This is a genomic window from Sinobaca sp. H24 (assembly GCF_023845525.1).
On record NZ_JALBWT010000003.1, the window covers coordinates 166,118 to 189,562 of the forward strand.

At 44.4% G+C, this 23,445-nt stretch carries 25 protein-coding genes and 1 pseudogene; 9 read left to right on the forward strand and 17 right to left on the reverse strand.

Annotated elements, in window-relative coordinates:
- Positions 1-24 precede the first annotated feature (24 nt).
- From MMY81_RS06535 to MMY81_RS06545, 3 genes are all read left to right on the forward strand, one after another.
- Positions 25-243, forward strand: coding sequence for a DUF2922 domain-containing protein (locus tag MMY81_RS06535; RefSeq protein WP_120191837.1), 219 nt, complete (start codon positions 25-27; stop codon positions 241-243).
- A 68-nt stretch (positions 244-311) separates the two neighbouring features.
- Positions 312-509, forward strand: a complete 198-nt coding sequence (locus tag MMY81_RS33070) for a YvrJ family protein (RefSeq protein ID WP_252312132.1) — start codon at positions 312-314, stop codon at positions 507-509.
- A complete protein-coding gene (locus MMY81_RS06545; protein WP_252312133.1) occupies positions 509-682 on the forward strand; it encodes a DUF1659 domain-containing protein in 174 nt (57 codons plus the stop codon). The genes MMY81_RS33070 and MMY81_RS06545 overlap by 1 nt, the downstream gene beginning before the upstream one ends.
- Positions 683-809: 127 nt before the next feature.
- Here the strand turns inward: MMY81_RS06545 and MMY81_RS06550 are convergent, their stop codons facing one another.
- The 6 genes from MMY81_RS06550 to MMY81_RS06575 all read right to left on the reverse strand — a co-directional run bounded on the left by MMY81_RS06550 (position 810) and on the right by MMY81_RS06575 (position 6,085).
- The gene (locus tag MMY81_RS06550; protein WP_252312134.1) at positions 810-1,442 is read right to left on the reverse strand and encodes a class F sortase; all 633 of its coding nucleotides are present in this window, start codon (positions 1,440-1,442) and stop codon (positions 810-812) included.
- The gene (locus MMY81_RS06555) at positions 1,411-2,247 is read right to left on the reverse strand and encodes a DUF4397 domain-containing protein (protein ID WP_252312135.1); all 837 of its coding nucleotides are present in this window, start codon (positions 2,245-2,247) and stop codon (positions 1,411-1,413) included. The genes MMY81_RS06550 and MMY81_RS06555 overlap by 32 nt, the downstream gene beginning before the upstream one ends.
- A 193-nt stretch (positions 2,248-2,440) precedes the next feature.
- Positions 2,441-3,247, reverse strand: coding sequence for a peptidoglycan DD-metalloendopeptidase family protein (locus MMY81_RS06560; protein ID WP_252312136.1), 807 nt, complete (start codon positions 3,245-3,247; stop codon positions 2,441-2,443).
- A gap of 464 nt (positions 3,248-3,711) precedes the next feature.
- Entirely contained in the window at positions 3,712-3,963 is a 252-nt protein-coding gene (locus tag MMY81_RS06565; RefSeq protein ID WP_252312137.1) for a hypothetical protein, read from the reverse strand.
- A gap of 74 nt (positions 3,964-4,037) precedes the next feature.
- Entirely contained in the window at positions 4,038-5,060 is a 1,023-nt protein-coding gene (locus tag MMY81_RS06570) for a FecCD family ABC transporter permease (protein ID WP_252312138.1), read from the reverse strand.
- Positions 5,057-6,085 (reverse strand): FecCD family ABC transporter permease, encoded by a 1,029-nt coding sequence (locus MMY81_RS06575; RefSeq protein ID WP_252312139.1) that lies wholly within the window; start codon positions 6,083-6,085, stop codon positions 5,057-5,059. Before MMY81_RS06575 ends, MMY81_RS06570 begins: the two co-directional genes overlap by 4 nt.
- Before the next feature lie 180 nt (positions 6,086-6,265).
- Here MMY81_RS06575 and MMY81_RS06580 point away from each other — a divergent pair, with 180 nt between their 5' ends.
- Positions 6,266-7,249 carry an ABC transporter substrate-binding protein gene (locus tag MMY81_RS06580; protein ID WP_252312140.1) on the forward strand — a complete coding sequence of 328 codons (984 nt, stop codon included), beginning with the start codon at positions 6,266-6,268 and terminating at the stop codon, positions 7,247-7,249.
- A 56-nt stretch (positions 7,250-7,305) separates the two neighbouring features.
- On the opposite strand, the gene MMY81_RS06585 is transcribed toward MMY81_RS06580, so the two are convergent.
- The 5 genes from MMY81_RS06585 to MMY81_RS06605 all read right to left on the reverse strand — a co-directional run bounded on the left by MMY81_RS06585 (position 7,306) and on the right by MMY81_RS06605 (position 11,941).
- Complete coding sequence (locus tag MMY81_RS06585) at positions 7,306-8,181, reverse strand: hypothetical protein (protein WP_252312141.1); 876 nt, start codon at positions 8,179-8,181, stop codon at positions 7,306-7,308.
- Complete coding sequence (locus MMY81_RS06590; RefSeq protein WP_252312142.1) at positions 8,132-8,851, reverse strand: hypothetical protein; 720 nt, start codon at positions 8,849-8,851, stop codon at positions 8,132-8,134. Before MMY81_RS06590 ends, MMY81_RS06585 begins: the two co-directional genes overlap by 50 nt.
- A 126-nt stretch (positions 8,852-8,977) precedes the next feature.
- Complete coding sequence (locus tag MMY81_RS06595; protein WP_252312143.1) at positions 8,978-10,072, reverse strand: alpha/beta hydrolase; 1,095 nt, start codon at positions 10,070-10,072, stop codon at positions 8,978-8,980.
- 186 nt (positions 10,073-10,258) lie between these two features.
- A complete protein-coding gene (locus MMY81_RS06600) occupies positions 10,259-11,320 on the reverse strand; it encodes an alpha/beta hydrolase (protein WP_252312144.1) in 1,062 nt (353 codons plus the stop codon).
- Positions 11,321-11,479: 159 nt separating this feature from the next.
- On the reverse strand, positions 11,480-11,941 hold the full coding sequence (locus MMY81_RS06605) for a hypothetical protein (RefSeq protein WP_252312145.1): 462 nt from the start codon (positions 11,939-11,941) through the stop codon (positions 11,480-11,482).
- A gap of 399 nt (positions 11,942-12,340) precedes the next feature.
- Here MMY81_RS06605 and cyoE point away from each other — a divergent pair, with 399 nt between their 5' ends.
- On the forward strand, positions 12,341-13,279 hold the full coding sequence (gene cyoE / locus MMY81_RS06610) for a heme o synthase (RefSeq protein ID WP_252312146.1): 939 nt from the start codon (positions 12,341-12,343) through the stop codon (positions 13,277-13,279).
- 44 nt (positions 13,280-13,323) lie between these two features.
- On the opposite strand, the gene MMY81_RS06615 is transcribed toward cyoE, so the two are convergent.
- The 3 genes from MMY81_RS06615 to MMY81_RS35035 form a co-directional block, all read right to left on the reverse strand.
- Positions 13,324-14,529 carry a Bcr/CflA family efflux MFS transporter gene (locus MMY81_RS06615; RefSeq protein WP_252312147.1) on the reverse strand — a complete coding sequence of 402 codons (1,206 nt, stop codon included), beginning with the start codon at positions 14,527-14,529 and terminating at the stop codon, positions 13,324-13,326.
- Positions 14,530-14,935: 406 nt separating this feature from the next.
- Positions 14,936-15,277 carry a YdhK family protein gene (locus tag MMY81_RS35030; RefSeq protein ID WP_374561483.1) on the reverse strand — a complete coding sequence of 114 codons (342 nt, stop codon included), beginning with the start codon at positions 15,275-15,277 and terminating at the stop codon, positions 14,936-14,938.
- Entirely contained in the window at positions 15,178-15,552 is a 375-nt protein-coding gene (locus MMY81_RS35035) for a hypothetical protein (protein WP_374561485.1), read from the reverse strand. Before MMY81_RS35035 ends, MMY81_RS35030 begins: the two co-directional genes overlap by 100 nt.
- A gap of 179 nt (positions 15,553-15,731) precedes the next feature.
- On the opposite strand from MMY81_RS35035, the gene MMY81_RS06625 reads away from it, so the two are divergent.
- The 4 genes and pseudogenes from MMY81_RS06625 to MMY81_RS06640 all read left to right on the forward strand — a co-directional run bounded on the left by MMY81_RS06625 (position 15,732) and on the right by MMY81_RS06640 (position 20,097).
- Positions 15,732-16,004 carry a hypothetical protein gene (locus MMY81_RS06625; protein ID WP_252312148.1) on the forward strand — a complete coding sequence of 91 codons (273 nt, stop codon included), beginning with the start codon at positions 15,732-15,734 and terminating at the stop codon, positions 16,002-16,004.
- A 107-nt stretch (positions 16,005-16,111) separates the two neighbouring features.
- Complete coding sequence (locus MMY81_RS06630) at positions 16,112-17,101, forward strand: LacI family DNA-binding transcriptional regulator (protein ID WP_252312149.1); 990 nt, start codon at positions 16,112-16,114, stop codon at positions 17,099-17,101.
- Positions 17,102-17,257: 156 nt separating this feature from the next.
- Complete coding sequence (locus MMY81_RS06635; protein ID WP_252312150.1) at positions 17,258-18,667, forward strand: sucrose-specific PTS transporter subunit IIBC; 1,410 nt, start codon at positions 17,258-17,260, stop codon at positions 18,665-18,667.
- A 27-nt stretch (positions 18,668-18,694) separates the two neighbouring features.
- Positions 18,695-20,097 (forward strand): annotated as a pseudogene (locus tag MMY81_RS06640) (glycoside hydrolase family 32 protein).
- A 32-nt stretch (positions 20,098-20,129) separates the two neighbouring features.
- Here the strand turns inward: MMY81_RS06640 and MMY81_RS06645 are convergent.
- From MMY81_RS06645 to MMY81_RS06655, 3 genes are all read right to left on the reverse strand, one after another.
- On the reverse strand, positions 20,130-20,891 hold the full coding sequence (locus MMY81_RS06645; protein WP_252312151.1) for a LamB/YcsF family protein: 762 nt from the start codon (positions 20,889-20,891) through the stop codon (positions 20,130-20,132).
- Positions 20,892-20,903: 12 nt separating this feature from the next.
- The gene (locus MMY81_RS06650) at positions 20,904-22,121 is read right to left on the reverse strand and encodes an NRAMP family divalent metal transporter (protein ID WP_252312152.1); all 1,218 of its coding nucleotides are present in this window, start codon (positions 22,119-22,121) and stop codon (positions 20,904-20,906) included.
- Positions 22,122-22,210: 89 nt separating this feature from the next.
- Positions 22,211-23,437 carry a DUF819 family protein gene (locus MMY81_RS06655; protein WP_252312153.1) on the reverse strand — a complete coding sequence of 409 codons (1,227 nt, stop codon included), beginning with the start codon at positions 23,435-23,437 and terminating at the stop codon, positions 22,211-22,213.
- Positions 23,438-23,445: the final 8 nt, after the last annotated feature.

The window sequence follows — 23,445 nt, forward strand, 5'->3', positions numbered from 1 at the left end:
ATACTAAAGGAGCTGTCCCCTATAATGAATAAACGACTTGAACTGCGCTTTGAAAACGAAGAAGGTAAACTAGTAACAATTACGTTGGACCAGCCGATTGAACCAGCTGACCCAATTGCGGTGGAAGCCGCAATGGATGCTGTTATTGCATCTGCTGCTTTCACCTCCTCCGGCGGTCTTTTCGTCGGCAAGCGGGATGCCCGTATTGTAGACCGCAGCGTTGACGTTATTTTTGAAGCATAATTTGAATAGTAAAGCCGGTCCATAACCGGCTTACAATTTTCTTATTCAAACTCAAAGGAGATACAGTTGTGAATGCAGACCTCTGGATTCAAGTAATGAGTGATCACGGTATTTCAGCCGCTATTGCTTTTTACCTCCTCCACCGGATGGAAAAAAAGCTGGATATGCTGATTTATACTGTTCATCAGGCCCCTCCCCGTCCCGCATCCTCTTCTGAAACCCATCCCTCCCCCTCATCCCCATTCGTGAAAGGAGATTTTTCTTAATGACTGAGCTACAGCAATCCCGTTTGGTAATCGAATTTTATACAGGTACGGACAGCACCGGGAAAGATACGTTTAGAAAAAAAACGTTCGCAAACATTTCCAGCCTGTCTGAAGATGAAGCTCTTGCCAAAGCTGCCGCAGCCCTTATCACTCTTCAGCAGCACCTATGCTGACGATGATCCGCTCCAATGAATACGATCTTGATCAAACTAATATGTAATCAAAAACAGCCACCGACTCTAAAACCGGGGGCTGTTTTTTCACGTAAGAAAAACCGGCTTACAGAAAGCCGGCTCTCTTTTAGTTTTCCACAGCTGACGCGGTAACTACCAGTCTTTCGCGATGGGTACCGGCATCATTATCAAACTCTCCCGTACATGTAATCAGCTGCAGTTTTCTTTCATTTGATGCACCGAAAATCTGTTGAATCGGCGCATCGTCATACGGATAAGACGCAGCGGATTCCATTTCAAACGTCACCTTTTCTCCATCGTCACCGGTCACTTCTATCAGGTCGCCTGGCTTGAGTTTATCAAGGTGGTAAAATACAGCAGGTCCGGACCGGTCATTTACATGTCCCGCTATTACTGCATTTCCCTGCTGACCCGGTTTAAATCCCGGCGAGAACCAACCGGTATCTTCTCCGTTATCCGGGACTTCCATGCCTCCACTCTCTGTGTATCCCATCTCATCCACTTCGGCGTCCAGGTCAATCGCATTTATTCTGATAGCTGCGGGGGAAACGGACTGCTGCGAAGAAACAGAAATCGTCTCTGCCTGACCTGTAGTTTCTGCTGCTTCGGCCCCGTCTATTGATGCCTGCGGCGCATATTCTGTTTCCGCTTCCAGGAATTCTTCTGAACTTCCGGTCAAGAAAAGAATCAGGAAGGCAAGGACAATACTATGAAGAAGCGCCCGCGCGGCGGCGTACATAGTATCCAGCTCCAAGACCAGCTGCCATCAGCCCGGCCAGTACATACATCATCGTATTATCTGTTCCGCCTGAGCCGGTTTGAGGCATTTCAGACGGCATGCTGTCACTAGAAGGAGTTGCCAGTACAATAGCGTCAAGAGCAGGATCGCCTTCTGCAAAACCGACAGCCAGTACGGAATAGCTCATGCCTTCCTCAAGCTCTGTTCCGGCAAGGTCAAGTACTACATCTTCTGTGCCGGTAGGTCGTACTTCCAGATCATAAGAACCTGCCTCTACTTCAAGATAATCCGTTACGCCGGTAAATGGCGCGTCTTCAAACAAAATATCGCCATCTGTAACGGCCACGTCAACATTTGGTGCATCAGGGGAGAAGTGGGCCACTCTTACATCCGCCATACCTTCTGCTGTGTCCTGCTTATCTTCAAGCACAGTCAGCTCAAGCTCTTCGAGCGTGTTGGTAGCCGCAGCTGTATAAGCTTCACCATCTTCTACATCAAGAGTCCCTGCCAGAACAGGATCTCCTTCACCGTTTTCACCTGCCGCAAAAATCTCTACTTCCCGTTCGCCTTCAGGTACTTCCAAATAATCAGTTGCATCCTTAAATGCCGCCCCTTCAACTACTGCTTCACCATCAACATATACATCGACTTCCGGAGCATCAGGGGATGCGTGAACAATTCTTACCATTCCGGTGTCTTCTGATGAGCCATCATCCGTATCATGACTGTCGGCAAGCGCCGTGCCTCCTCCAACCAACCCAAATGCCAGTACACCAGTCAACATCGATCCAGCAAACTTTTTCATACCTTTCCCTTCTTTCTATTGAGATTCGTGTCTCAGGGACGGGGAATGTACAACCAACTATTAAACAATAGTTGTACATACTATATCCATTTATTATACGCTTGAAACATAAATTTTTCAATTTTCTAATAACTATTTATTTAAAATACAAAAAAAGCCTGTTCCGACTAGGAACAGGCTGATTTAATATTATTTAGAAGCTGACATAATTTCTTGGGTCTACGGCATTTGATTTAGCACCATTCCATGCGCCTTCGTGAATTTCAAAGTGCAGGTGTGTACCCGTTGATTGGCCGGTATTGCCCATAACGCCGACAGACTCGCCCTGGCCGACACTCTCTCCGGCAGAAACGTTAATGGAAGCGAGGTGAGCATAAAGAGTTTCATACGTCTGACCATTTACAGTGTGTTCTACAATGACCGTATTGCCGTAACCGCTCATCGTTGTTGCCTGCTTCACTGTACCGGAAGCAGCAGATTTAACCGCTATATTAGACTGGCCGCCGGACGCAACGTCGATACCATTATGCATGCCGCCGCCGCGTGGGCCGTATTCAGAGCTTACCGGTCCGTTTGCCGGATTAGTAAATCCAGCAGACTGGGAAGCTTCTGATGTCGACGCGCCTGCTACTTTTTCTGAAGAAGCACTTGATCCAGTGTTTCCAGCTGCTTCCAGATTCATGGCGTCAAATGTGTTATTGCCGGCAATACCGTCTACGCTTAATCCTTCAGAAGACTGAAGAGATTTTACAGCAGATTCTGTATTAGGACCGAAAACGCCGTCTACGGAACCTGCGTCATGTCCTTTTTCATTTAACAATTCCTGAAGTTCAGATACATCGGAATGATTCATTCCGTCACGTAGTGTCTGATCGCCTACTGCAGCATCTGCTCCTGCAACGGGTCCTGCTAAAAGGGCTGTGCCCACGATTGAAGTTAAGATAAATTTTTTCATAAATGTACGAAGCGTTAGAATATCAATTGGCCGTTGGTAAAACATAGTCCCGAATCCCCATAACTCGATAAATCTATGTATTTCATATTGCGGCTTTCTTGAATTAACGCTCGTTCACCTCCTGAGTTTATTTTTTGTTTCTCTGAATGGCAATAGTGTCTGTTTGACTAGTTGAAGTATAGACAGCTGAATCTCTTAATACAATAGATTTTCCACGCTTGTTAGCAGAGTGTAATCGAAATTGAAATCCCGTCATTATCTCGTTAAATATGTAATACTTTGTAATTATAGCTTCCAATTCACTGGAAGAGCATAGCTGAAAGCGCCTGTAGTGAACATTCCGGATTTTATTTCCTTGTAATATATGCTGTTTTTTCTGTTTCCTTTATTTACTAAACAGCGCAGGCAGCGGCTTTTTCTGTGCTGTAAATATTACAAACACTTTTTCAAAAAAAAGAAACCAGCTGAACTGGTTTCCGGATCGTGAATAGCTATTTGGGGAAATACCTTTATTTGGATTCGGGTTCAGGTTTTGGCAGATACTTCATAAAGTAAGCACCGAGCAAAAGAAGAACCGTAAATGCCACCCAGCTTACAATAGACGGCCATTCCAGCCAAAGTACGGCCAGATTCATAATGGGCACAAGCAGAAAGCATATGGGTGTAAGAGCACTTTTGAAATCGTTAAGGCCCTTTCTTCTGCGCATCATATAAATACAGTAGCCGACAATAACAATAATCACTAAATAAGTAATGGTCATCGCACAGGAAACAGGTTGATCACTTCCTTTCCATACTGCCTCCAGTATACATGGAGAGACCTTCCTTGTTAAACCTAGGCTTTCTGGCGGGCCAGAAGATAGAGAAAGTAAGGGGCGCCAATAACTGCTACTACAACTCCTGCCGGAATTTCCGACGGTTCAATGATAGAGCGGCCGATCGTATCAGCCGTTAAAAGCAGCAGTCCTCCAAGAAGTGCTGATGCCGGAAGCACCATTACATGCTGGCTTCCAACCAGCCTGCGTGCCAGATGCGGCGCGATCAGACCGACAAATCCAATACCTCCGCTGACCGAGACGCCTGCCGCAGCAAGCGCCACGGCGGACCCGGTCAGAATAAGACGTTCTTTTTCCACCGTAACTCCGAGACCGGTCGCCATTTTATCTCCAAAAGCAAGCGTATCAAGGTCTCTTGCCCGGAACATAATAATAACAAACAGAATAACGAGCCAGGGCAGAAGCGATAGTACTTCATTCCACGTTGAGCCGCTGATGCGACCGGCGAGCCATATAGCTACAAAGCTGTACTGTTCAGGTGCGAGACGGAGCATAAGTATGGTCATTAAAGCGCTTATGCCCGCTGCAATGGCAATTCCGTTAAGGATCATGCGATACGGCAGAAGCCCGACATTTTTCTCATAAGATAAAATATAAATCAGAAAGGCGGTTATCGATCCGCCGATCAGAGCAAGAAACGGAAGCGTAAAAGCAGAAGCTGCTTCAAAAGACGAGGCATAGGAAATATACAACACAACAAACAATCCGGCTCCTGTCGTAATTCCTAAAATACCGGGATCCGCCAGGCTGTTCCGCGAAACTCCCTGTAAAATGCATCCGGAAACTGCCAGACAGGCACCAACCAGCAGAGCGAGCACGATCCGGGGAAGCCGGAATTCAAACAAAATCAAACTGCTTTGAGAATCCCCCAATCCGATAAACGTTTGAATTACTTCTATTGGAGATAGACTCGTAAAGCCTGTATTCATGCTGTAAAAGAATACGGCTAATATGAGAAGGATAATAACCGCGAAGAAAAACAGCTGTTTTTTCCGCAGTCGTTCCTGAACAATCGATTTCATAAGCTTTCTCTCCTTTCTTTACGGGCGATATAAAGAAAGAACGGAACGCCGATCAAGGCAAACAAGGCGCCGATGGGCGTTTCATATGGAGGATTGATCATTCGTGCGCCGATGTCCGCCATTGTCATAAATATTCCCCCTACAATAATTGAGCCGGGGATAATCAGCTGGTAATCCGCCCCGACAAAGTAGCGGACAATATGAGGAATGACGAGGCCCACAAAAGCGACAGGTCCCACAATCGAAACCGCAAGTCCCCCTAAAATAAGAACAGCGATTACGCAGCCCAGCTTAATCCAGCGGACTCTTGCCCCAAGTCCAGCTGCAATGTCCTCCCCCAGACTCAAAAGCGTAATGGAACGCGACAGCAATACTGCCATACCAAGGCCTGCAGCAAGCCATGGCAGGGCGGGAAGCAGCTGCTCCCACCTCACGCCGGCCACTCCTCCTGCATACCAGAAAGCCAGATCCTGGCTTAAATCATAATAAATCGCGATGCCTTCACTTAAAGCAGTAAACAGAGCACTGATAGCCGCCCCCGCCAGAACGAGCCTGACCGGAGACAGGCCCCCTTTCGTCATCGCGCCAATACCAAAAATCATGCTGAGACTCATCGCAGCACCTGCAAAGGAAAATAAAATAAGATTGCTGTAGGACATTCCCGGAAAAAAAGCAAAGCATACAGCAACCATAAAAATAGACCCTGCATTAATACCAAAGATCCCTGTCTCCGCCAGGGGATTGCGTGTCATGCCCTGAAGAACAGCACCTGCTACAGCAAAGGCGGCACCGACCACGACGTCAGCGGTTGAACGGGGCAGGCGCAGTTCCTGAATAATCACATGCTGATTATTGGAAGAGTCATAGGAAAACAGCGATGCCCATACCGTTTGCAGGTTAATGTCTGCTGCCCCTACAGAAATGGAGAGCATAAACATTAAAAACAAAAGCGGCGTTCCAATAATAAAAAGGAAGGCCGCGGAAAGCGGTTTGCGCTTTACCTTTTCTGTCTGGTTTTCTTTCATATGTAACCCTCATTGTTTTTTATTATTTTAAGTGAGAATGATTTTCAATCATAAAAAGCTTAGCAATAACTACAGCAAATGTCTAGGTGTTTACTAATAATAAATAAGTTGCAAAATCAATAAAAAAAATATACGATAATGATAATCTTTATCAATTAAACAAAAAAAAGGAGATTTATCATGCAAAAATGGATACATAGAAGCATGTTTACTGCTTCGGCAGCAGCACTGACGCTTCTGGCTGCCTGCGGCGGCGGTACAGATAGCTCTGAAGAAACAGACTCCTCTGAAGAAGAAAATACACAGGAAGAAAGCTCCGGTGATACCGTAACCTATGAAGGACCCAACGGCTCCTTTGATATTCCAGCAGATCCGCAGAATATAGTCGTGCTCGCCCCTTCTTACGTCGGATATTTTCTGGCTTTGGATGAAAAGCCAATAGGAGCCACGACTCAGGCGTTGGAAAACCCCTATTTTGACGAAGAAATGACAGAAGGAATTGAGGATTTAGGAGACGGCACTTCAGTAGAACAGGTACTGGCCCTCGAACCTGATCTTATTGTTACATTAAGCTCTGATGAAAACCTCGAACAGCTTCAGGATGTGGCTCCTACGGTAACGATTGATTATGGCCAGCTTCCTTTTAAAGAACAGCTGCAGGAGTTTGGCACCATGACAGGCGAAGAAGAAGCTGCCGAAGCATGGATTACAGAGTGGGATGAATCGATCGAAGCAAACCGCGCCTCTGTAGAGGAAAGCGTAGGCGACCGGACAATTTCTCTTATCCAGCCATTTGAAAAAGGCGTTTACGTCTTTGGCAATACGTTTGCCCGCGGCGGCGAAATCATCTATGATGAATTCGGCCTGGCTGCCCCTGATGCTGTACAGGAGGATGCTATTGACAGCGGCGAAGGCTTTGTCAATGTCTCACTGGAAGCGCTGGATGATTATGCCGGCGATATTATTTTCACAAGCCCATGGCAGGAATCGGAAACCGGATCGGCAGATGAAGTATATGACAGCAATGTGTGGCAGAACCTTCCCGCCGTGCAGGAGGATAACGTATATGAACTGGATACGGCTGCCTCTTTCTTTAATGATCCCGTTTCCCTTGAAAGCCAGCTTGATTTTGTCGTAGAAAGTCTCGAAGACAGCGCAGAATAATCCCCTTTCTTTCATCATAAAAAAACACGATCCCCACACAGGAGGATCGTGTTTTTTTACTTCGTAATCGATCCATTATCTCGTTCAAGCGCCCGGATCGAGGCGAGATTTTCTTTATACTGTTCTTTATATTCTTTCCAGCGGCGGCGTTCCTGCTCTTTTTGGTATTCCGCCTCCTGTTTCTCATTCTGGAGGTCATCTACCTTTTTCTTTCTTTCCAGCGCTGCTGCTTTTTTGTGGGGTTCGTACGCATGCTCTGCGTCAATAAACTCATCCACCATCTTCCGCATTGCCTCGTTGGCTTCACGCTTTTCTTTTTCGTCCATATACGTTGTTACGTGAGCTGCCGTCCGGTTCATCATGCTTCGAAATCCGGCGCGCGGGTTATGCTTCCGGCGCTGGCGTTCAATTTCATTCAGACGATTCATCGCTTCTCTGTATTCCCTGCGGTGTGAAGAAAACGTATCGTTAATATCCCATTCTTTTAAACCGCTCGTATACAAAGACAGCCAAATATCGTTTTTTGCTTCATCAAGAGCAGACATACTTTTATCCATTTCCTGTTTTAACGATTGAATTTTCTGCTCCTGGGAGCGGATCACGGATTCCTGCGCGGATATTTTATTTTTTAACTGTTCCGCGCGCTCCAATTCATCGTTATAAAAGGCCGTACGTTTTTCCCAGGCTTTCAGCAGCGGTTCACACGTCTCTTCTTCTACGGTCGAGGAAAGCAGGGAAATGTACACGATAGTACTTGGCACAAGCAGTTTTTTAAAATAAAAATGCTGGGCTCCCTGCGAGAAAAAGCTGTTTCCCAGGATGACAGGCAGGAAAAAGAAAGGTGATGCAAAAGCAGCGGTTAAATAAGAAGTGTCTGTCTGCTCAGCAAACGGCACCCTTACTCCCTTTCGTTTTAAAAGAACTGGAAGCATTGTTTTTACTCCCAGATAAGAAGAAACTCCTTCTATTCATGCCGCAGCAGAAAAACAGCGTGCTGAGCTCAGAGCGGCGGATAATCCGCTTCACTTCGGCCGTGGTTGTAACAGGCTTTCCAATTTGATAGGCCAGTTCCTGTTTGGATTCATCCGAAAGCGTATCCAGGTAACCGTCATGAAGAGCTACAGCCGTTGCTTCAAGCTCCTCTTCCGAATATTCTTTTGTTTCCGTATCGATAATATCTAAAAGCGAGAGCATAATAAAATGAATCATATGATCTAATTTTGTGCCGCCCGTCTGCACGTCAGCAAATTGTTTAAATACTTTATTCTGCTTTTCCAAATACGAATAAGCATGTTCCAGAATACTGTCTGCCTGACTTCTAATTGCCGCCTCGCTCGTCAGCGGCGGCTGTATGACGTTCATCAGGCGGCCGAGTTCTGAAAAAATATCCAGCTGCAGCGTAGCGTCTTCTTCGCCTTCGAGCTGGCTGATTTCTTTTTCCAGATGCGAGCCGAAAGCATCTTCGCTTTCAGCAGACAGCGCTTCTCTTCCCCTCGAAATTAACAAATCAATGGTATTTGTTCTCTGCAGAAGAGCATATACCAGACGAAGCTTGTGTCCTTTTAAAGAGACCAGCCCTTTGCATAAAGAACTTTCATCCATCGTATTCACCATCCCATGTCCTAAGAATTGCATCATTTAAAGCCATAAGGATATTTTATACAATTTCGGGCTTAGATTCTATCCATTTATGAGAATAATTGTTTATCATGCCTGAATTTGATGATATTAAGAACCTTTTTTCCATTCTGCCGCTTGTTTTCCGTTTCTGACTTCCTGAAAGTGGTCCGCTAATTCTGTTAATGCGTCAGCTGCCTGGGGATATAGGCCGAGCTTATCAACAAAAGCATGATCCATTCCTTTATATTCCCAAAGGCTCACAGGAACGCCTGCCGCTGCTACTTGTCTGGCATATTCCTGCCCTTGTATTTTTAAATAATCATACTCTGCCGTTATAATAGCCATAGGCGGCAGTTTGTGTTTATTTTCGCTGAGAATAGGTGATACAAGCGGCGAGTTCGCCTCATTCAAATCCTGAAGATACAAAGATTGAATAAACACGGTGGACTGCTGCATACTCGTTAATTCTTTCCGTATCAATGCTTCATCGTTATAAAATTTATACTGGTCTATTTTCCACTGCTCTCCGGTAAAGTCTGCAAGATCAACAAGTGGATAAAGAAGGGCTATATGCTTAATATCCCATTTTTCCTCCAGGCTCAGTTCACTTACTCCAAGAGCAAGATTAGCCCCTGCGCTTTCGCCTGCCAGGCTGATGTTATCTGTATCTACCTGCAGCTGATCTGCCTGCTCCCATACCCATCTGATTCCTTCGAGGCAGTCATTTAATCCGTCTGCAAATGGATGCTCCGGTGCCAGACGGTACCCAACGGAAACTACCACTGCATCTGCTTTGTGTGCGAGCCACTTGCATGGATTTTCCACCATGCCGATGTTTCCGCTGAAAAATCCGCCTCCGTGAAAATAAAGCATCACCGGCTTTTTTTCCCCGCCTTCATTATAGATACGGATAGGAATGCTTCGGTCTTCCAGATCAATGGAAAGTTCCCGGCTTGATACAAAAGGAGCGATATCTGTATTTGGGAAGCCTTCGTGCTCACGGATCTCTTCCAGATCATCTACTTCCAGAGGCCTTCTCGTTTTATCAGGCTCTGATGTAAGCATCCATTCCTTTACTCTTGGATCCAGCCCTCCGGTTTCTTCCTGGTCCGGGATGTGCTTAATCATCTTTTCCATATTTCCATAAACCTGCCGCGTTTCTTTCTCGCGCATCTGCTTTCTCAGCTGATCGTGTCCTGCCATTTTATGCATCTCCTCAAAGAGAACGCTGCAGCAGTTTATATCTGCCTGCAGACTCTTCTATTTATATGAAAAAAACCTGTATTTTTAGTCCTTCAGTCCCTTTCCCGTAACTACTTATTTTTAATCAGCTGTAGTGAATTTTCTTCATACAAAAAACCATCTCCGTAAAGGCAGATGGTCTAATCGTCAGTATACTGTTTCTTTAAAATGCCGGGAAATTTCAGAAATGGCATCAGCTGCCTGGGGATAATAGCCCAGCTTTTCAACAAAGGCATGATCCATGCCTTTATATTCAATATGGCGGACAGGAACGGCAGCATCTGCTATCTGCCGGGCAAATTCTGTCCCCTGAACCTTTAAATAATCGAATTCAGCCGTAATAATGGTAACGGGCGGAATATTCTGCTTCACTTCACTCAGTACCGGGGATACGAGAGGCGATATAGCCTGTTCCAGATCGTCCAAATAAAGAGACTGGATAAAAAAAAGAGACTGTCTCATATTAATAAGTTCCCTTCGTATCAATGCTTCATCTTCTGAAAAATCATACGCTGCCATGTTCCATTTTTCGCCTGAAAAATCAGATAGATCAACGAGCGGATACAACAGGCCCAAATAAGAAATGGTCCAGGGTTCACCTGTGCTCAAATGATTCACGCCAAGTGCCAAATTGCCTCCTACGCTGTCTCCAACCAGCCCGATGACCTCACGATCTATAGAGAGCTCATCGGCAAAATCATATACGTACCGTACTGCTTCCAAACAATCCGTCAGACCAGCGGCATAAGGAAATTCCGGAGCAAGCCTGTACTCCACGGAAATAACAACAGCTCCCGTTTCCTGAGCCAAAAGCTTGCATGGATTTTCCACCACGTCCATATCTCCTTCAAAAAATCCCCCGCCGTGATAATAGACGATAGCCGGTTTTTTCTCTTCTCCGCGGTTATAGACACGCACACGCAAGGTACTGTCTTCCTGAAAGATATTTCTGTTTTCCGTGCGGATCCCCTGGCTTAAATCAGCATTTTTGAAACCACCGCTGCTGCGGATTTCTTCCAGGTCCGCCAGCTCAATCGGTTTTTTTAATTTCGTGCTTTCTTCGTCCAGCATAAGCTGCTTTACTCTCGGGTCCATTCCTTTTTTATTTTCATAAAAAGGAATTCCTTTGTCTATTTTTTCAATGCCATTCTGACGGACAACGGCATTTGTTTTTAAACGTTGTACTAATTCTTCCTGTGTGTACTGCATAACCGGTCCTCCTTATAATGACATGGTGATTGTTCTCTATATATCAAACAACGACTTCCTGTTCACTATACCTATTGATTCCCGAATTACTGCTTCTAGTAACATATGCTTTTGAAGAAACAAAAAAAGAGCCGGTATCGGCTCTTCCATCCATTTGATTTATACAGCGAAGTAGGAAACAAAGGGAAACAGACCTTTGGCTTCTGCCTCTATTTCGTGATGATCCATTATTTCTCCGACAATATCATCCTGCGTTTTTCCTTTTACTTCTATGTTAAGAACGTCTGCTGCCTGCTTGAGCTGAATGGATTGAATATCTTTTATAACATCAAGCGGCTCTTTTTGCGCCGTGGTAACGTTATATTGGCTGGCTGCCTGCTTTAAAACAGCGGTTTCGATCTCCTCGACAACATCCAGACGCGCTTTGTTTTCTACATCGATATTATACTGGGAGGCAATCTGCTTTAATGCGGTCTGCCACTGAAAAGCGAGGGTGTCATCTACTTCCCTGCCTTCGAGGGCCGCAGACTGGTCTGCCGCTCCAGCTGCCTGGGCGGGAAGAACACCGGATGTGCCTATAGCAAAGCCCATTGCTGCTGCAATCATCCATTGATTGTTCATATAGCCACCTCCCGAAAGTTTGTTCTCTTTCTTTTTATAGTAAGTGTCTTTGCCGGTGCTGTCCAGTGCCTCGGGGCTTATTTATTCACTAAATACTTTTTTATTTAAGCATACTATAAAATAGAAACACGTCGGCTGCGTGTTCAAACCTGTATTTTATTACTTCATTCTATTTTGAGTGTTTAGTCCTATTTAAGTTCTCGTAAAATGTAAGCGTATAAGGTATAATAAGTGGTAGCGTTTTTTGAACGAAAGCTGTGTGAACTATCTGATATTAGTCAAAAAGCGTTCACATATTATTGACAACATCCCGAACTCTTTCTTGATTTCGGGATTTGATAGTATTAATATGATACATTGGTTACATAACATTTCAACTCAAGGGGGAAGGAGAAGCAGATGAGAAGTGAAAATATCGAGCATAATGCTCAACAGGACTCTCTCCTCGTTCCGCAGCAGGCACTCCGTAAAGTACTTGCTGAGACGATAAAAACCGGAATCATTAAATCCAATTTAATTGTCATGTTCGCGGGGATCAGCCTTGCACTATTTATAAATGGAATATCTTTTTTCGACCAGATAGGAACAATTATTCTCGCAGTCATCGGATCAGCACTCGTCATTGGTGCCGCCGGTACATTCAATAATGTATATGACCGGGATATTGATAAAGTTATGGACCGTACAAAAAACAGACCGACCGTCACCGGACGTATGAATTCCCGGAACGCTCTTATTCTCGGTACTATAATGTCTCTTTCCGGTATCGGATTTCTGGCCTTTGCTTCACCACTTGCTGCTCTTATGGGCTTTTTGGGGCTCTTTCTTTATGTTGTCCCCTATACGATGTGGACGAAGCGCCGCACTATTTACAATACAGAGGTTGGCAGCATCAGCGGAGCCGTGCCGCCATTAATCGGCTGGGCCGCTATTACAAATGACTTTATGCACCTGGAAGTACTGGGCCTGTTCATTGTTATGGTCATCTGGCAGATGCCGCACTTCTATGCAATTGCGATCCGCCGTCACGATGAATACAAAGCAGCCGGCATTCCGATGCTTCCTGTCGTAAAGGGTAACCGCCGGACGTATATTCAAACGAACGTTTACCTTATTGCGCTCGTGCTTTCCAGCTTTCTTTTCATCCAGCTCAGCTCTTTTATAGTAGCTGTCGCTTTTATTTTAAGCGCCGCCTGGTTGATTACAAGCATTGCCACCTATAAAAAAATGGTTCCGGAAAAATGGGCAAAAACAATGTTTATCTTTTCGCTGAACCATATGACGCTGTTATTTGCTGTTATTATCGGTTACGCGCTTATTATGCCGTTTTTCCAGTAGACTATATGAAAGACCGGAGGGCACCCCCCTCCGGTCTTTTTTTGTTACATAATATCTGTTTTTTTCTCAGTTAAAGTGAAAAAGGCAATCAGGCCGAGCATCGTTGTGCTGAACATAATGGCTCCCATTGGCACCGCGGTTGTTTCATCAATTCCTGCAAGCGGAGAGACGATAGACCCGATCAGCAGCGGCAGCATGCCGAGCAGCGCGCTTGCGCTTCCTGCCCGGTGACCCTGTTTTGCGATCGCGAGCGTAAAGGAACTTGTTAATATCATCCCCATCGCTGTCATATAAATAAAAATAGGTATGACAATGAGTGCCAGCGGTCCTTCTATTATTGTTATCGTAAGAAGAAAAGCCGTAGCACCTGAGGCAACCAGAACCGCGGTCCGCAAAAGCGTCCGCTCTGTGACGATACCAGAGAGCCGTCCAATCAGAAAGCTTCCTATAATAATAGCAATACCATTAATCCCAAATAAAATACTGAACACCTGCGGCGATACGTTGTATATGCCCTGGTACACAAATGGCGTGCCGGACACATATGAAAAGCTGCCGCCGTGCACAAACCCGAGAGTAAGGGCGTAGCCGATAAATGCTTTGTCCTTCGTTAAGTCAAACAGTGTGCCGACGGACTGCCTGAGCGTGCTCGGCAGTCTTTTTTCCATAGGAAGGGTTTCTTCGAGCCGCAGGCTGATAATGATGACGATGATCAGGCCAAGCAGGGCGAGAAAAAGAAAAATAGTCGACCAGTTGGCAAAAGGCAGCAGCAGGATAGCGCCGCCCGCAATCGGGGCTGCCATCGGGGCTGTTGCGTTAATGACCATCAGAAGGGAGAAAAATTTAGTCAGCTCCCGTCCGCTGAATATATCCCGTACGACTGCACGGGAAAGGACAACCCCGGCGGCTGCGGTGAATCCCTGCAGAAACCGGCCGATGATCAGTGTCGTAATATTCGGCGCGACTGCGCAGAGAAAGGAAGCAACCGCAAATAAAATCAGCGAAATAATCAATGGTCTTCTTCTTCCTTTGGCATCACTGATCGGCCCAACAACGATCTGGCCGACGGCAAGTCCAATCAGGCAGGTGGTTAAACTGAGCTGGACCATGGAAGCACTGGCATTCAACTCTTCGGCAATGTTTGGAAAGCTGGGCAGGTACATATCAATATTAAGCGGACCAAGAATAGCAAGCAGGCTGAGAAGCACTGCTAAGCCAAGCCGCTGTTTACCCTGCGGATTTTGTATCATATACGTTGAACACCTTTCTATTCATAGCATCTTATTTTCCTTCTACAAGCATACCTGTTCCCTTCTGCCAGGTGTAGCCCTTACGCCGGAAAAAAAGAAGTAAAAATAGTCGGAAAACAAAAAGATAGAAACAGGACCAGGCGGAAGCTTCCGGCAGGCCATGCCTCAGCTGAAGAGGAGGAGAAGAGCACCCTCTTTCTCTTCACCGATGGCTGTTCTGCCCGGAGTCACCGCCTGGCCTTTTTAAATTTGCGACAGCCCTTCTTTTCAACAGAAATGATCATTATGATAAAGAAAAAAACCTCGTATTCCTTTTAAAAGGAATACGAGGTTTTTTAATGGACCTTTTTTCATTAAAGGGGAACAATATAATCTACAAAATAGATTTTGGGACCACCCCTGCTGATTATTCTTCTGTTTCAGATAATTCTTCACCCGTCACCCACTTGTGATTGGATACTTCGTCTCCCCCGTTGGTCGGGGTAAAGGTGATCATATAAACTGTCGTATTTTCCGCTGAATCAACTTCTGCTTCTGCTCCCATCATACCTTCCATATGATCGGTATTCATAACAGCTGTATCACCAGGCTGAAGAGGAGCTTCTCCGGGATCCTCCAGCTCTTCATGTATCACCCATTTATGATTTTCTACAGGATCTCCGCCATTTTCCGGTGTATAAGAGACGGCATAGGCGGTCGTATCATATGCGCCTTCAATAACGGCTTCCGCTCCTTCCATGCCCTCCATGTGGCCTGCTTCAATTGTGGCCCTGCTGCCTTCTCTTCTTCAAATTCAGGATTTTCAGCTTCCTGTAAATCTTCCGGTACTTCTCCGGAGCTGGAATGATTCATATGCCCTTCTGAATCTCCGCCCATCATTTCCTGTTCGGACATATTATCTTCCATCGTCTCCTCATCCATCATGTCTTCATCCATCATATTTTCGTTTTCCTGTCCGTTTCCGCAGGCTCCTAAAGCCAGTACAACGGTTAATAAGATGCTTCCTGCTGTTATTTTCTGCATATGTAAGACGCCTCTCTCTTTTGTTTATTTTTATTTGAATACATTCAGCTTACCTTACAAGTATGAAGAATTCGTGAAGAACAAATATATTCTCCCGAAAACCTGTTGACAGATAATTAAATTCGTATATAATTCTTTATAAAGAACTTTACATACTATAAAAAGAAGGTGGTTATCGATTGAACCTTTCCAACGACACCGTGATTCAATTCATTTATGTTCCCGCTGACCCAAAGACAAAGCAGCAGGTATTGTTTTTCGATACGGTAGAAGCGCTGCGAACTTCTCCCATTCTGGACGAGAGCCTTAACGATTGGGATGGTTTCGAACTTGGGGAAGAATTTAACATTGGTGCCTATGAAACGAAAGTGACCGCCATCGATACCACACCGCATTCTAATAGATCCTCCATTATTTCCTACTATATGATGCCTTCAAAACTTTTGATCTGATGAAAATTCTTTTCAACAAACAATTCTCCTTCTTTAATAGAGGACGAGAATTGTTTATTTTTGTATAATAGAATGGTGGTTAGTATTTTTGAAAAGGAGTTACTACATTGATTACTATAAAAGAGATAGCATCTTTAGCTAATGTCTCAGGAGCAACAGTATCAAGAGTTCTGAATAGTTCCGGTTATGTCAGCGAAGATGTACGTTCCAGGGTTTTAAAAATAATCGAAGAACATCATTACATACCAAGTGAACACGCTAAGTCTCTTAGAACAAAACAAACGAAAGTAATCGGTGTTATAATACCAAAGCTCAGTACAGAATCAGCAAGCCGTGTAGTGGATGGCATTAATGAGGAACTGGCAGCTCATGGCTATCAAATTATTTTAGCTGCCTCTAATCTGGACCCCCAGAAGGAAATTGAATTTTTAAAACTTCTACGCAGCAGGCAGGTTGAGGGCATCATATTAAATGCTACTAATGTGGATCCTTCATTAGTTAAAGAAATTAAAAGAATAAATATTCCTTTCGTAGCTGTCGGCCAGAAGTTTGCCGATGAATCGTATATTGTTTATGACAATTATAACGCCGCTAAAGAATTAACTTTATATCTAATAAAACAAGGTCACGAGAATGTAGCTTTTATTGGTGTAAATGAAAAAGATGAAGCCGTGGGCTCCCTAAGAAAACAAGGGTACAAAGACGCTATGAAAGAAAATAAACTTCATGTAGAGACCGGTTTAATGAAAGAAGCATTGTTTGGCATTCAACCAGGTTTTAACGCCATGCAATCCATCATGGAAAATGCTGTCACCAAACCGACAGCGCTTCTGGCAGTAACAGATCGTTTAGCAGTTGGTGCAATGCGCTATTTAAAAAAAGCGGGATATTCCATTCCAACAGATGTAGCAGTTGCGGGTATCGGGGCTTCCGAAATTTCTGAAAACGTTGACCCTGCTTTAACTACAATAGATTTTAAAAACGAAGAAGCCGGACGGCAGGCAGCAAAATTAATCCTAAATAAAATTCGGACAAAAGATAACACGACTAAAAAAATTGTTTTAGGTTATAGACTTTTAATTAGAGATAGCGTATGATCACAATATGTAACCGATTACACATTGATGTCAATGTGTAATCGATAACATGTTTTGCTTCACTAATTAATTAATTATATTTTTTATTTTTTAAATGTGTAATCGATTACACATACTGGTGTGACAACATTATTTTACACACAAGGAGGATTTCAAATGAACAAGGCGATTGCTGCCCAAATTATCGAGGCCGTTGGCGGACAGGAAAATATTTCTTCAGTATCACACTGTGCAACCAGGTTACGGGTCATGGTAAAGGATAAAGAAAAAATTGATCAGGAAAAAGTCGAAAACACAGAAAAAGTTAAAGGAGCGTTTTATAATTCCGGCCAGTATCAAATTATATTAGGCACAGGAACCGTTAATAAAATCTACGAAGAAGTCGTAAAGCTTGGAACCCCTGAATCTACGAAATCACAGCAAAAACAGGAAAACACAGAGCAGGGAAATATGTTTCAAAGAGCGATCCGTTCCTTTGGCGATGTGTTTGTTCCGATTATCCCTGCCCTTGTAGCTACCGGTCTTTTTATGGGACTACGTGGGCTGGTTTTACAAGAACAGATTCTGGCCTGGTTTGGCATGACTCCTGATAATATTTCCGCAAATTTTCTATTATTTACAGAAGTCCTTACCGATACCGCTTTTGTATTCCTGCCGGCATTAGTTGCCTGGTCTGCCTTTCGTGTGTTTGGGGGCAGTCCGATTATTGGACTGGTGCTGGGTTTAATGCTTGTAAGCCCTGCCTTACCTAATGCCTGGGAAGTGGCTGCTAATGAAACAGAACCAATTATGTTTTTTAATTTCCTCCCTGTTACCGGGTATCAAGGTTCTGTGCTTCCCGCTTTTATTACCGGATTAGTAGGTGCTAAGCTCGAAAAACAAATTCGAAAGAAAGTCCCTGAATCACTGGATCTTATAGTCACCCCTTTTATTACACTACTGATAATGATATCTCTGGCTTTGTTTATTTTGGGGCCCAGTCTGCATGCTTTAGAAAATGTTATTTTAACCGGTACGCTGGCTGTTCTGGACTGGCCGTTTGGCATTGCTGGACTGCTGATTGGTTTTTTCAATCAAATCATCGTTATAACGGGCGTCCATCACGTATTTAATTTATTGGAAATTCAAATGCTGGAATCTACAGGGAGTAATCCTTATAACGCCATTGTTACTGCCTCTGTAGCAGCTCAGGGCGGAGCAGCTCTTGCAGTTGCAGTAAAAACCAGTTCGAAGAAATTAAAAGCACTAGCCTATCCTTCCTCTTTTTCCGCTCTTTTAGGAATAACTGAACCAGCTATTTTCGGAGTGAATCTTCGTTACGGTACACCTTTTATTATGGGACTTATTGGAGGAGGCGCCGGTGGTTTCCTAGCTTCTTTATTAAATCTCCAAGGGACGGGAATGGCTATCACTGTTCTCCCCGGAGCTCTTCTTTATTTAAATGAACAAATTTTTTCTTATATTTTAGTTAATATCGTGGCTATTGCTGTGGCATTTGTTTTGACTTGGCTCTTTGGATTTTCCGATAAAAAAAATCTCGTTAAAAATGAATCCAATGCTCTTTAATTTTTATAAAGAAAGGAGAATATTCCTTTGATTTCAAACAACCAGGATCCCCTTACTGATGTCTACCGTCTTCAATTTCACCTCACCCCTTCTCAAGGGCTTTTAAACGATCCAAACGGTTTTATTGAATACGATGGTATATATCATCTTTTTTATCAATGGAACCCATTCACCCCTACACATGAAATGAAACACTGGGGCATTATACATCTAAAGATTTGGCTCACTGGGAGCGGCAGCAGCCGGCACTCTGCCCGGACAGCTGGTATGATAAAAATGGTTGTTATTCAGGAAGTGCCATAACATTTAATAAATCTCTCCTTCTTTTTTATACTGGGAATGTTAAAGATCACGAAGGCAAACGTTCCACCTATCAGTGCCGTGCAATTTCTTCAGACGGAAAAGCTTTTCAGAAAGAAGGCCCTATTATTACTTTGCCTTCTGACTATACTTCCCATTTTAGGGACCCGAAAGTGTGGGAACGAAACGGCGTCTGGTATATGGTTATCGGTGCCCAGGGAAAAGACTTAACCGGTAAAGTAGCTTTTTTCAGCAGTACGGATCTCGACCATTGGGTACACCATGGCTCTATCGCAGGCTCTTACGTTAATAATTTGAATTATTTTGGTTATATGTGGGAATGTCCGGATTTGTTTCATTTAGAGGGAAAGGACGTTCTCCTTGTTTCTCCGCAGGGGTTGGAAGCGCAGGGAGATGAGTTCAATAATTTGTTTCAGTCCGGTTATTTTACAGGAATGATGGATTATCAAAATAAAACTTACACACACGGAGCTTTTACTGAATTAGATAACGGATTTGATTTTTACGCGCCCCAGACTATGATCGACAGTAAAGGAAGGAGACTTATGGTAGCGTGGATGGGCATGCCGGAAGAAACAGAAAAGTACCATCCTACACTTACAAACAATTGGATTCATGCTATGACGCTCCCCCGGGAACTCAAGCTGGTAAATGGTAAAATTCATCAACATCCTGTGAATGAGTTAATGTTGTTACGAAATAACAAATGTTTGTATCATTATCCTTCTCTTTCTACTACCGGAACGGCCTTCTCTATTTCTGAGAAGAATACATTAGAGATGCTTCTCGAATGTCCTAGCGCTTCATTTACGATCAACATCCGGAATACAGCTGAAATTCATTATGATACTGTTCAACAAACGTTTACTTTTGAACGTACCAACCCTAAAAACAATAATAAAGAAGTAAGAAGAACTGCTATTGAAAAACTGAAGAATCTTCACATCTTTTTAGACACTTCTTCTATAGAAATTTTCATTAATGATGGAGAGAATGTTTTCACTTCGCGCATCTTCCCTTCTGAAAATTCCCGGGAAGTATTCCTCCGCCCATTTGAAAAGTCCCCATTCACTATTACTACGTGGGAACTGGAAAATATTTGGGCATAAAAAAACCGTGCGGCCGCTAAGCCGGACGGTTTTTAGGTAAAAGAACGAATCTGAATGCCCTCTTCAAGCAGCATGTGACGAAGCGATCTTGTAAAAGCCAGTGTCTGGGGATTGTCTCCGTGAACACATAATGTGTTTACTTCTAATGGAATGATTGTCCCATCTACGGCAGTGCAGGTGCCATCCAAAATCATCTGCTTTACGTGGCGGACCGCCGTATCAGCGTCATGAATAACAGCATTATCCCGGCCTCGCGGAGTGAGGGAGCCGTCCGGCTGGTAGGTGCGGTCTGCAAATCCTTCCTTTGCCACGCGGAGTCCTTGTCTCTCCCCCGCTTTCACAAGCTCACTTCCGGAAAGCCCAAACAAAATAAGCCTTTTATCCACATCGTAAACGGCTGAGGCTATCGCTTCAGCGAGCCCCGGATCCCTGCCCGCCATGTTATATAAAGCGCCGTGCGGCTTTACGTGCTGCATGGCTGTGCCTTCTATGCGGCAGAAACCCTGAAGCGCGCTGACCTGATAGACGGTCAACTGGTAGACTTCTTCCGGGCTTATCTGTATTTCCCTGCGCCCGAAACCCTGCAGATCCTGAAACCCCGGGTGTGCACCTGCCGCCACGCCAGCGACGGCAACCTGTTTAACGGTCTGCGCCATTACCCGGTAGTCTCCTGCATGATAACCGCAGGCTATATTGGCTGATGTGATTTCTTTTAATACCTCTTCATCGTTACCCAGTACATAAGGACCGAAGCTTTCTCCCAGGTCGCAGTTTAAATCAATATAGTGCGCCATGCTTTTCCTCCTTTAAAACAGCTGTGGAAGCATATTTATCATCGTATAAATGCCCAGATACGTCGTCAGCCCGACTACAAGGGCACCAAACATAGTCATCCAGATTGGATGCTTGTAGTCTTTTACAATACTGACACGGTGGGCAGCCAGCAGAACCGATCCTAAAGTGAGCGGCAGAATCAGGCCGTTTACAGCTCCTGCCAGAACAAGCAGCGTTACCGGTTCCCCTACAATAGCCAGTATCGTTGTCGAAAGTACGATAAAAGCTACTGTCCAATAATTTTTGTACCGCTCCACGCTTTTATGAAAAGTAGTCAGAAACGATACCGACGTAAATGCTGCTCCGATGACAGAAGTAATACCCGCACACCAGAGCACAAGACCGAATATCCGGTAGCCGATGTCCCCGGCCGCTATTTGGAAAGCAGAAGCTGTGGGGTTGCCGGCGTCCAGTGAATGCCCGGCAGCGACTACTCCAAGGATAGCGAGGAAAAGAAGGGTACGCATCACCGAGGCTACAATGATGCCGGAGACAGCCGTTCTCGTTACATATGTTAAGTTTTCCCGGCCGGTAATTCCGGCCTCCAGGAGACGGTGACCGCCGGCAAAGGTAATATACCCGCCAACCGTTCCTCCTACAATCGTAATAATCACGAGAAAGTCGACTTCGAGCGGAGCAACCGTGCGAAGAGCAGCTTCCCCGTAAGGCGGATTACTGATGATCATAATATAGGCCGTAAACCCAATCATCACAATGCCCAGATACCGGACGATCTGATCCATGGCAGCGTTGGCTTCTTTTAATAAAAAGATCACAATGCAGATAATACCAGTTAACACAGCGCCTACCGTAGGATCTACGCCGAGCAGGGCATTGGCGCCAAGCCCGCCGCCTCCTACATTTCCAATATTAAAGGCAAGCCCTCCCAGAATAATGAAAAATGCCACCAGGTAGCCCAGCCCTGGGAAAACCGCGTTTGCTATATCCTGTCCTCTCATTTTAGCCACCGCAATAATCCGCCAGATATTGATCTGTGCACCGATGTCTAAAATAATCGACACGAGAATAACAAAGGCAAAGCTCGCCAGAAGCTGCTCGGTAAAAACGGCAGTCTGCGTAAGAAACCCCGGTCCTATCGCGGAGGTCGCCATCAAAAAGACCGCACCGATCATTGCGTTCATCCGGCGCTTCGGAGACATATACGCCTCAGCCAGCTTGTCATTTTTCATGGGTACCGACTCCTCTCTTTTAGCCTAGTATAAACAAAAAAAGCCGGTTTTGCCGACTTGATTTGTAAAAAATGACATTTGATCTTTCTTTAAAAAAAAGTAGAGAACCACAATCCCATGGCTGTCGCTATATAGTTACCAATAATATAACCTAGAGTACCTATAAGCAGTATCGGAACAATTAAATCTTTCCATCCTCTTGCTATAGCCATGGCTGCTGCCGTAGTAGGTCCCCCTACATTAGCATTCGTTGCGAGAATTATTTCTTCCAGACTGAAGTTGAAGAACTTTCCCAGAGTAAAGGAAATAAGCATATTAATAATCACTACAATAGCCACAAACACTAATAAAAGTGGAGCATTTTGAAAAATAATTGGTAAAGATGCCGGGATGCCGATAACAACGAAAAATATATAGATAAAATAGGTTCCAAATTCCTGACTGCCATTCATCGCTTCAAATTTCCGCGGAAACCACGAAACCGCTGCAATAGTAATCGTAGTTAACATTAAATAACTGTCTCCGAGCACTCCTCCAAGTACTGCATAAAACCAGAAGACGTTTTCCCCGGAAGGAATAATCGAAGCGAACCACTCTGCCAGTTTAAAAGATACAACGACCAGCAGAAATGCTGTGCCTATAGATAACGCAATGTCTTTAAGGGAAATGTCCTTTCTTGACCAAAAACTTTCCGAAATTGTTTTACCTTCTGTATTTTGCGCTTCTCTTTCTACTTCTTCTATATAAGGAGTCCGGTAATTCTTTCTAAAAAATCCGATTGCCGGTATAGCAATAAGAACGAAGAAGTAGCTTGCCATCATTAAGTTATCGGCGACTACTGTCGCGGAAACCAATTCGCCGGGTGTTTCGAATTTAGCTGCCATTGCAGCAAAGTTTACTCCACCTCCAATGTAGGAACCTGTAATAATAGCCCCAATTTTATCAAGTTCAGGTATCACATCTTTTAATGCTAAAAAAGCCAGTGTGGTGCCCGCTACTGTTCCAATAGAACTAATAAGAAAAATGAAAAGAATCCGGCTGCTTTCTTTCCATATTTTTTTCAAGTTAACTTGAAATAATAAAAGAGGAATCGCCAGCGGCACAATGTAGGACCATACGGCATCATAAACAGGAGATTCTACGGGAAGCACATTAATGTTCGTAAGTATCATCGCTCCCAGCAGGGCGATAATAGCTCCGGAAATCTTAGATGCCCATTGATATGTTTGTTCTAAATAAATACTCACTGCAGCCCATATAGCTAAAAATCCCCACAACACCCAGTAATCATCTGGACTAATCAATGCTTCACCCATTTTATTCT

Coding starts and splice junctions, on each gene's coding strand:
- MMY81_RS06535 (WP_120191837.1), top strand. CDS start 25: ATGAATAAACGACTTGAACTGCGCTTTGAAAACGAAGAAGGTAAACTA.
- MMY81_RS06545 (WP_252312133.1), top strand. CDS start 509: ATGACTGAGCTACAGCAATCCCGTTTGGTAATCGAATTTTATACAGGT.
- MMY81_RS06550 (WP_252312134.1), bottom strand. CDS start 1,442: ATGTACGCCGCCGCGCGGGCGCTTCTTCATAGTATTGTCCTTGCCTTC.
- MMY81_RS06555 (WP_252312135.1), bottom strand. CDS start 2,247: ATGAAAAAGTTTGCTGGATCGATGTTGACTGGTGTACTGGCATTTGGG.
- MMY81_RS06560 (WP_252312136.1), bottom strand. CDS start 3,247: ATGTTTTACCAACGGCCAATTGATATTCTAACGCTTCGTACATTTATG.
- MMY81_RS06565 (WP_252312137.1), bottom strand. CDS start 3,963: ATGACCATTACTTATTTAGTGATTATTGTTATTGTCGGCTACTGTATT.
- MMY81_RS06570 (WP_252312138.1), bottom strand. CDS start 5,060: ATGAAATCGATTGTTCAGGAACGACTGCGGAAAAAACAGCTGTTTTTC.
- MMY81_RS06575 (WP_252312139.1), bottom strand. CDS start 6,085: ATGAAAGAAAACCAGACAGAAAAGGTAAAGCGCAAACCGCTTTCCGCG.
- MMY81_RS06580 (WP_252312140.1), top strand. CDS start 6,266: ATGCAAAAATGGATACATAGAAGCATGTTTACTGCTTCGGCAGCAGCA.
- MMY81_RS06585 (WP_252312141.1), bottom strand. CDS start 8,181: ATGCTTCCAGTTCTTTTAAAACGAAAGGGAGTAAGGGTGCCGTTTGCT.
- MMY81_RS06590 (WP_252312142.1), bottom strand. CDS start 8,851: ATGGATGAAAGTTCTTTATGCAAAGGGCTGGTCTCTTTAAAAGGACAC.
- MMY81_RS06595 (WP_252312143.1), bottom strand. CDS start 10,072: ATGGCAGGACACGATCAGCTGAGAAAGCAGATGCGCGAGAAAGAAACG.
- MMY81_RS06600 (WP_252312144.1), bottom strand. CDS start 11,320: ATGCAGTACACACAGGAAGAATTAGTACAACGTTTAAAAACAAATGCC.
- MMY81_RS06605 (WP_252312145.1), bottom strand. CDS start 11,941: ATGAACAATCAATGGATGATTGCAGCAGCAATGGGCTTTGCTATAGGC.
- cyoE (WP_252312146.1), top strand. CDS start 12,341: ATGAGAAGTGAAAATATCGAGCATAATGCTCAACAGGACTCTCTCCTC.
- MMY81_RS06615 (WP_252312147.1), bottom strand. CDS start 14,529: ATGATACAAAATCCGCAGGGTAAACAGCGGCTTGGCTTAGCAGTGCTT.
- MMY81_RS35030 (WP_374561483.1), bottom strand. CDS start 15,277: ATGGAGGGCATGGAAGGAGCGGAAGCCGTTATTGAAGGCGCATATGAT.
- MMY81_RS35035 (WP_374561485.1), bottom strand. CDS start 15,552: ATGCAGAAAATAACAGCAGGAAGCATCTTATTAACCGTTGTACTGGCT.
- MMY81_RS06635 (WP_252312150.1), top strand. CDS start 17,258: ATGAACAAGGCGATTGCTGCCCAAATTATCGAGGCCGTTGGCGGACAG.
- MMY81_RS06645 (WP_252312151.1), bottom strand. CDS start 20,891: ATGGCGCACTATATTGATTTAAACTGCGACCTGGGAGAAAGCTTCGGT.
- MMY81_RS06650 (WP_252312152.1), bottom strand. CDS start 22,121: ATGAAAAATGACAAGCTGGCTGAGGCGTATATGTCTCCGAAGCGCCGG.
- MMY81_RS06655 (WP_252312153.1), bottom strand. CDS start 23,437: ATGGGTGAAGCATTGATTAGTCCAGATGATTACTGGGTGTTGTGGGGA.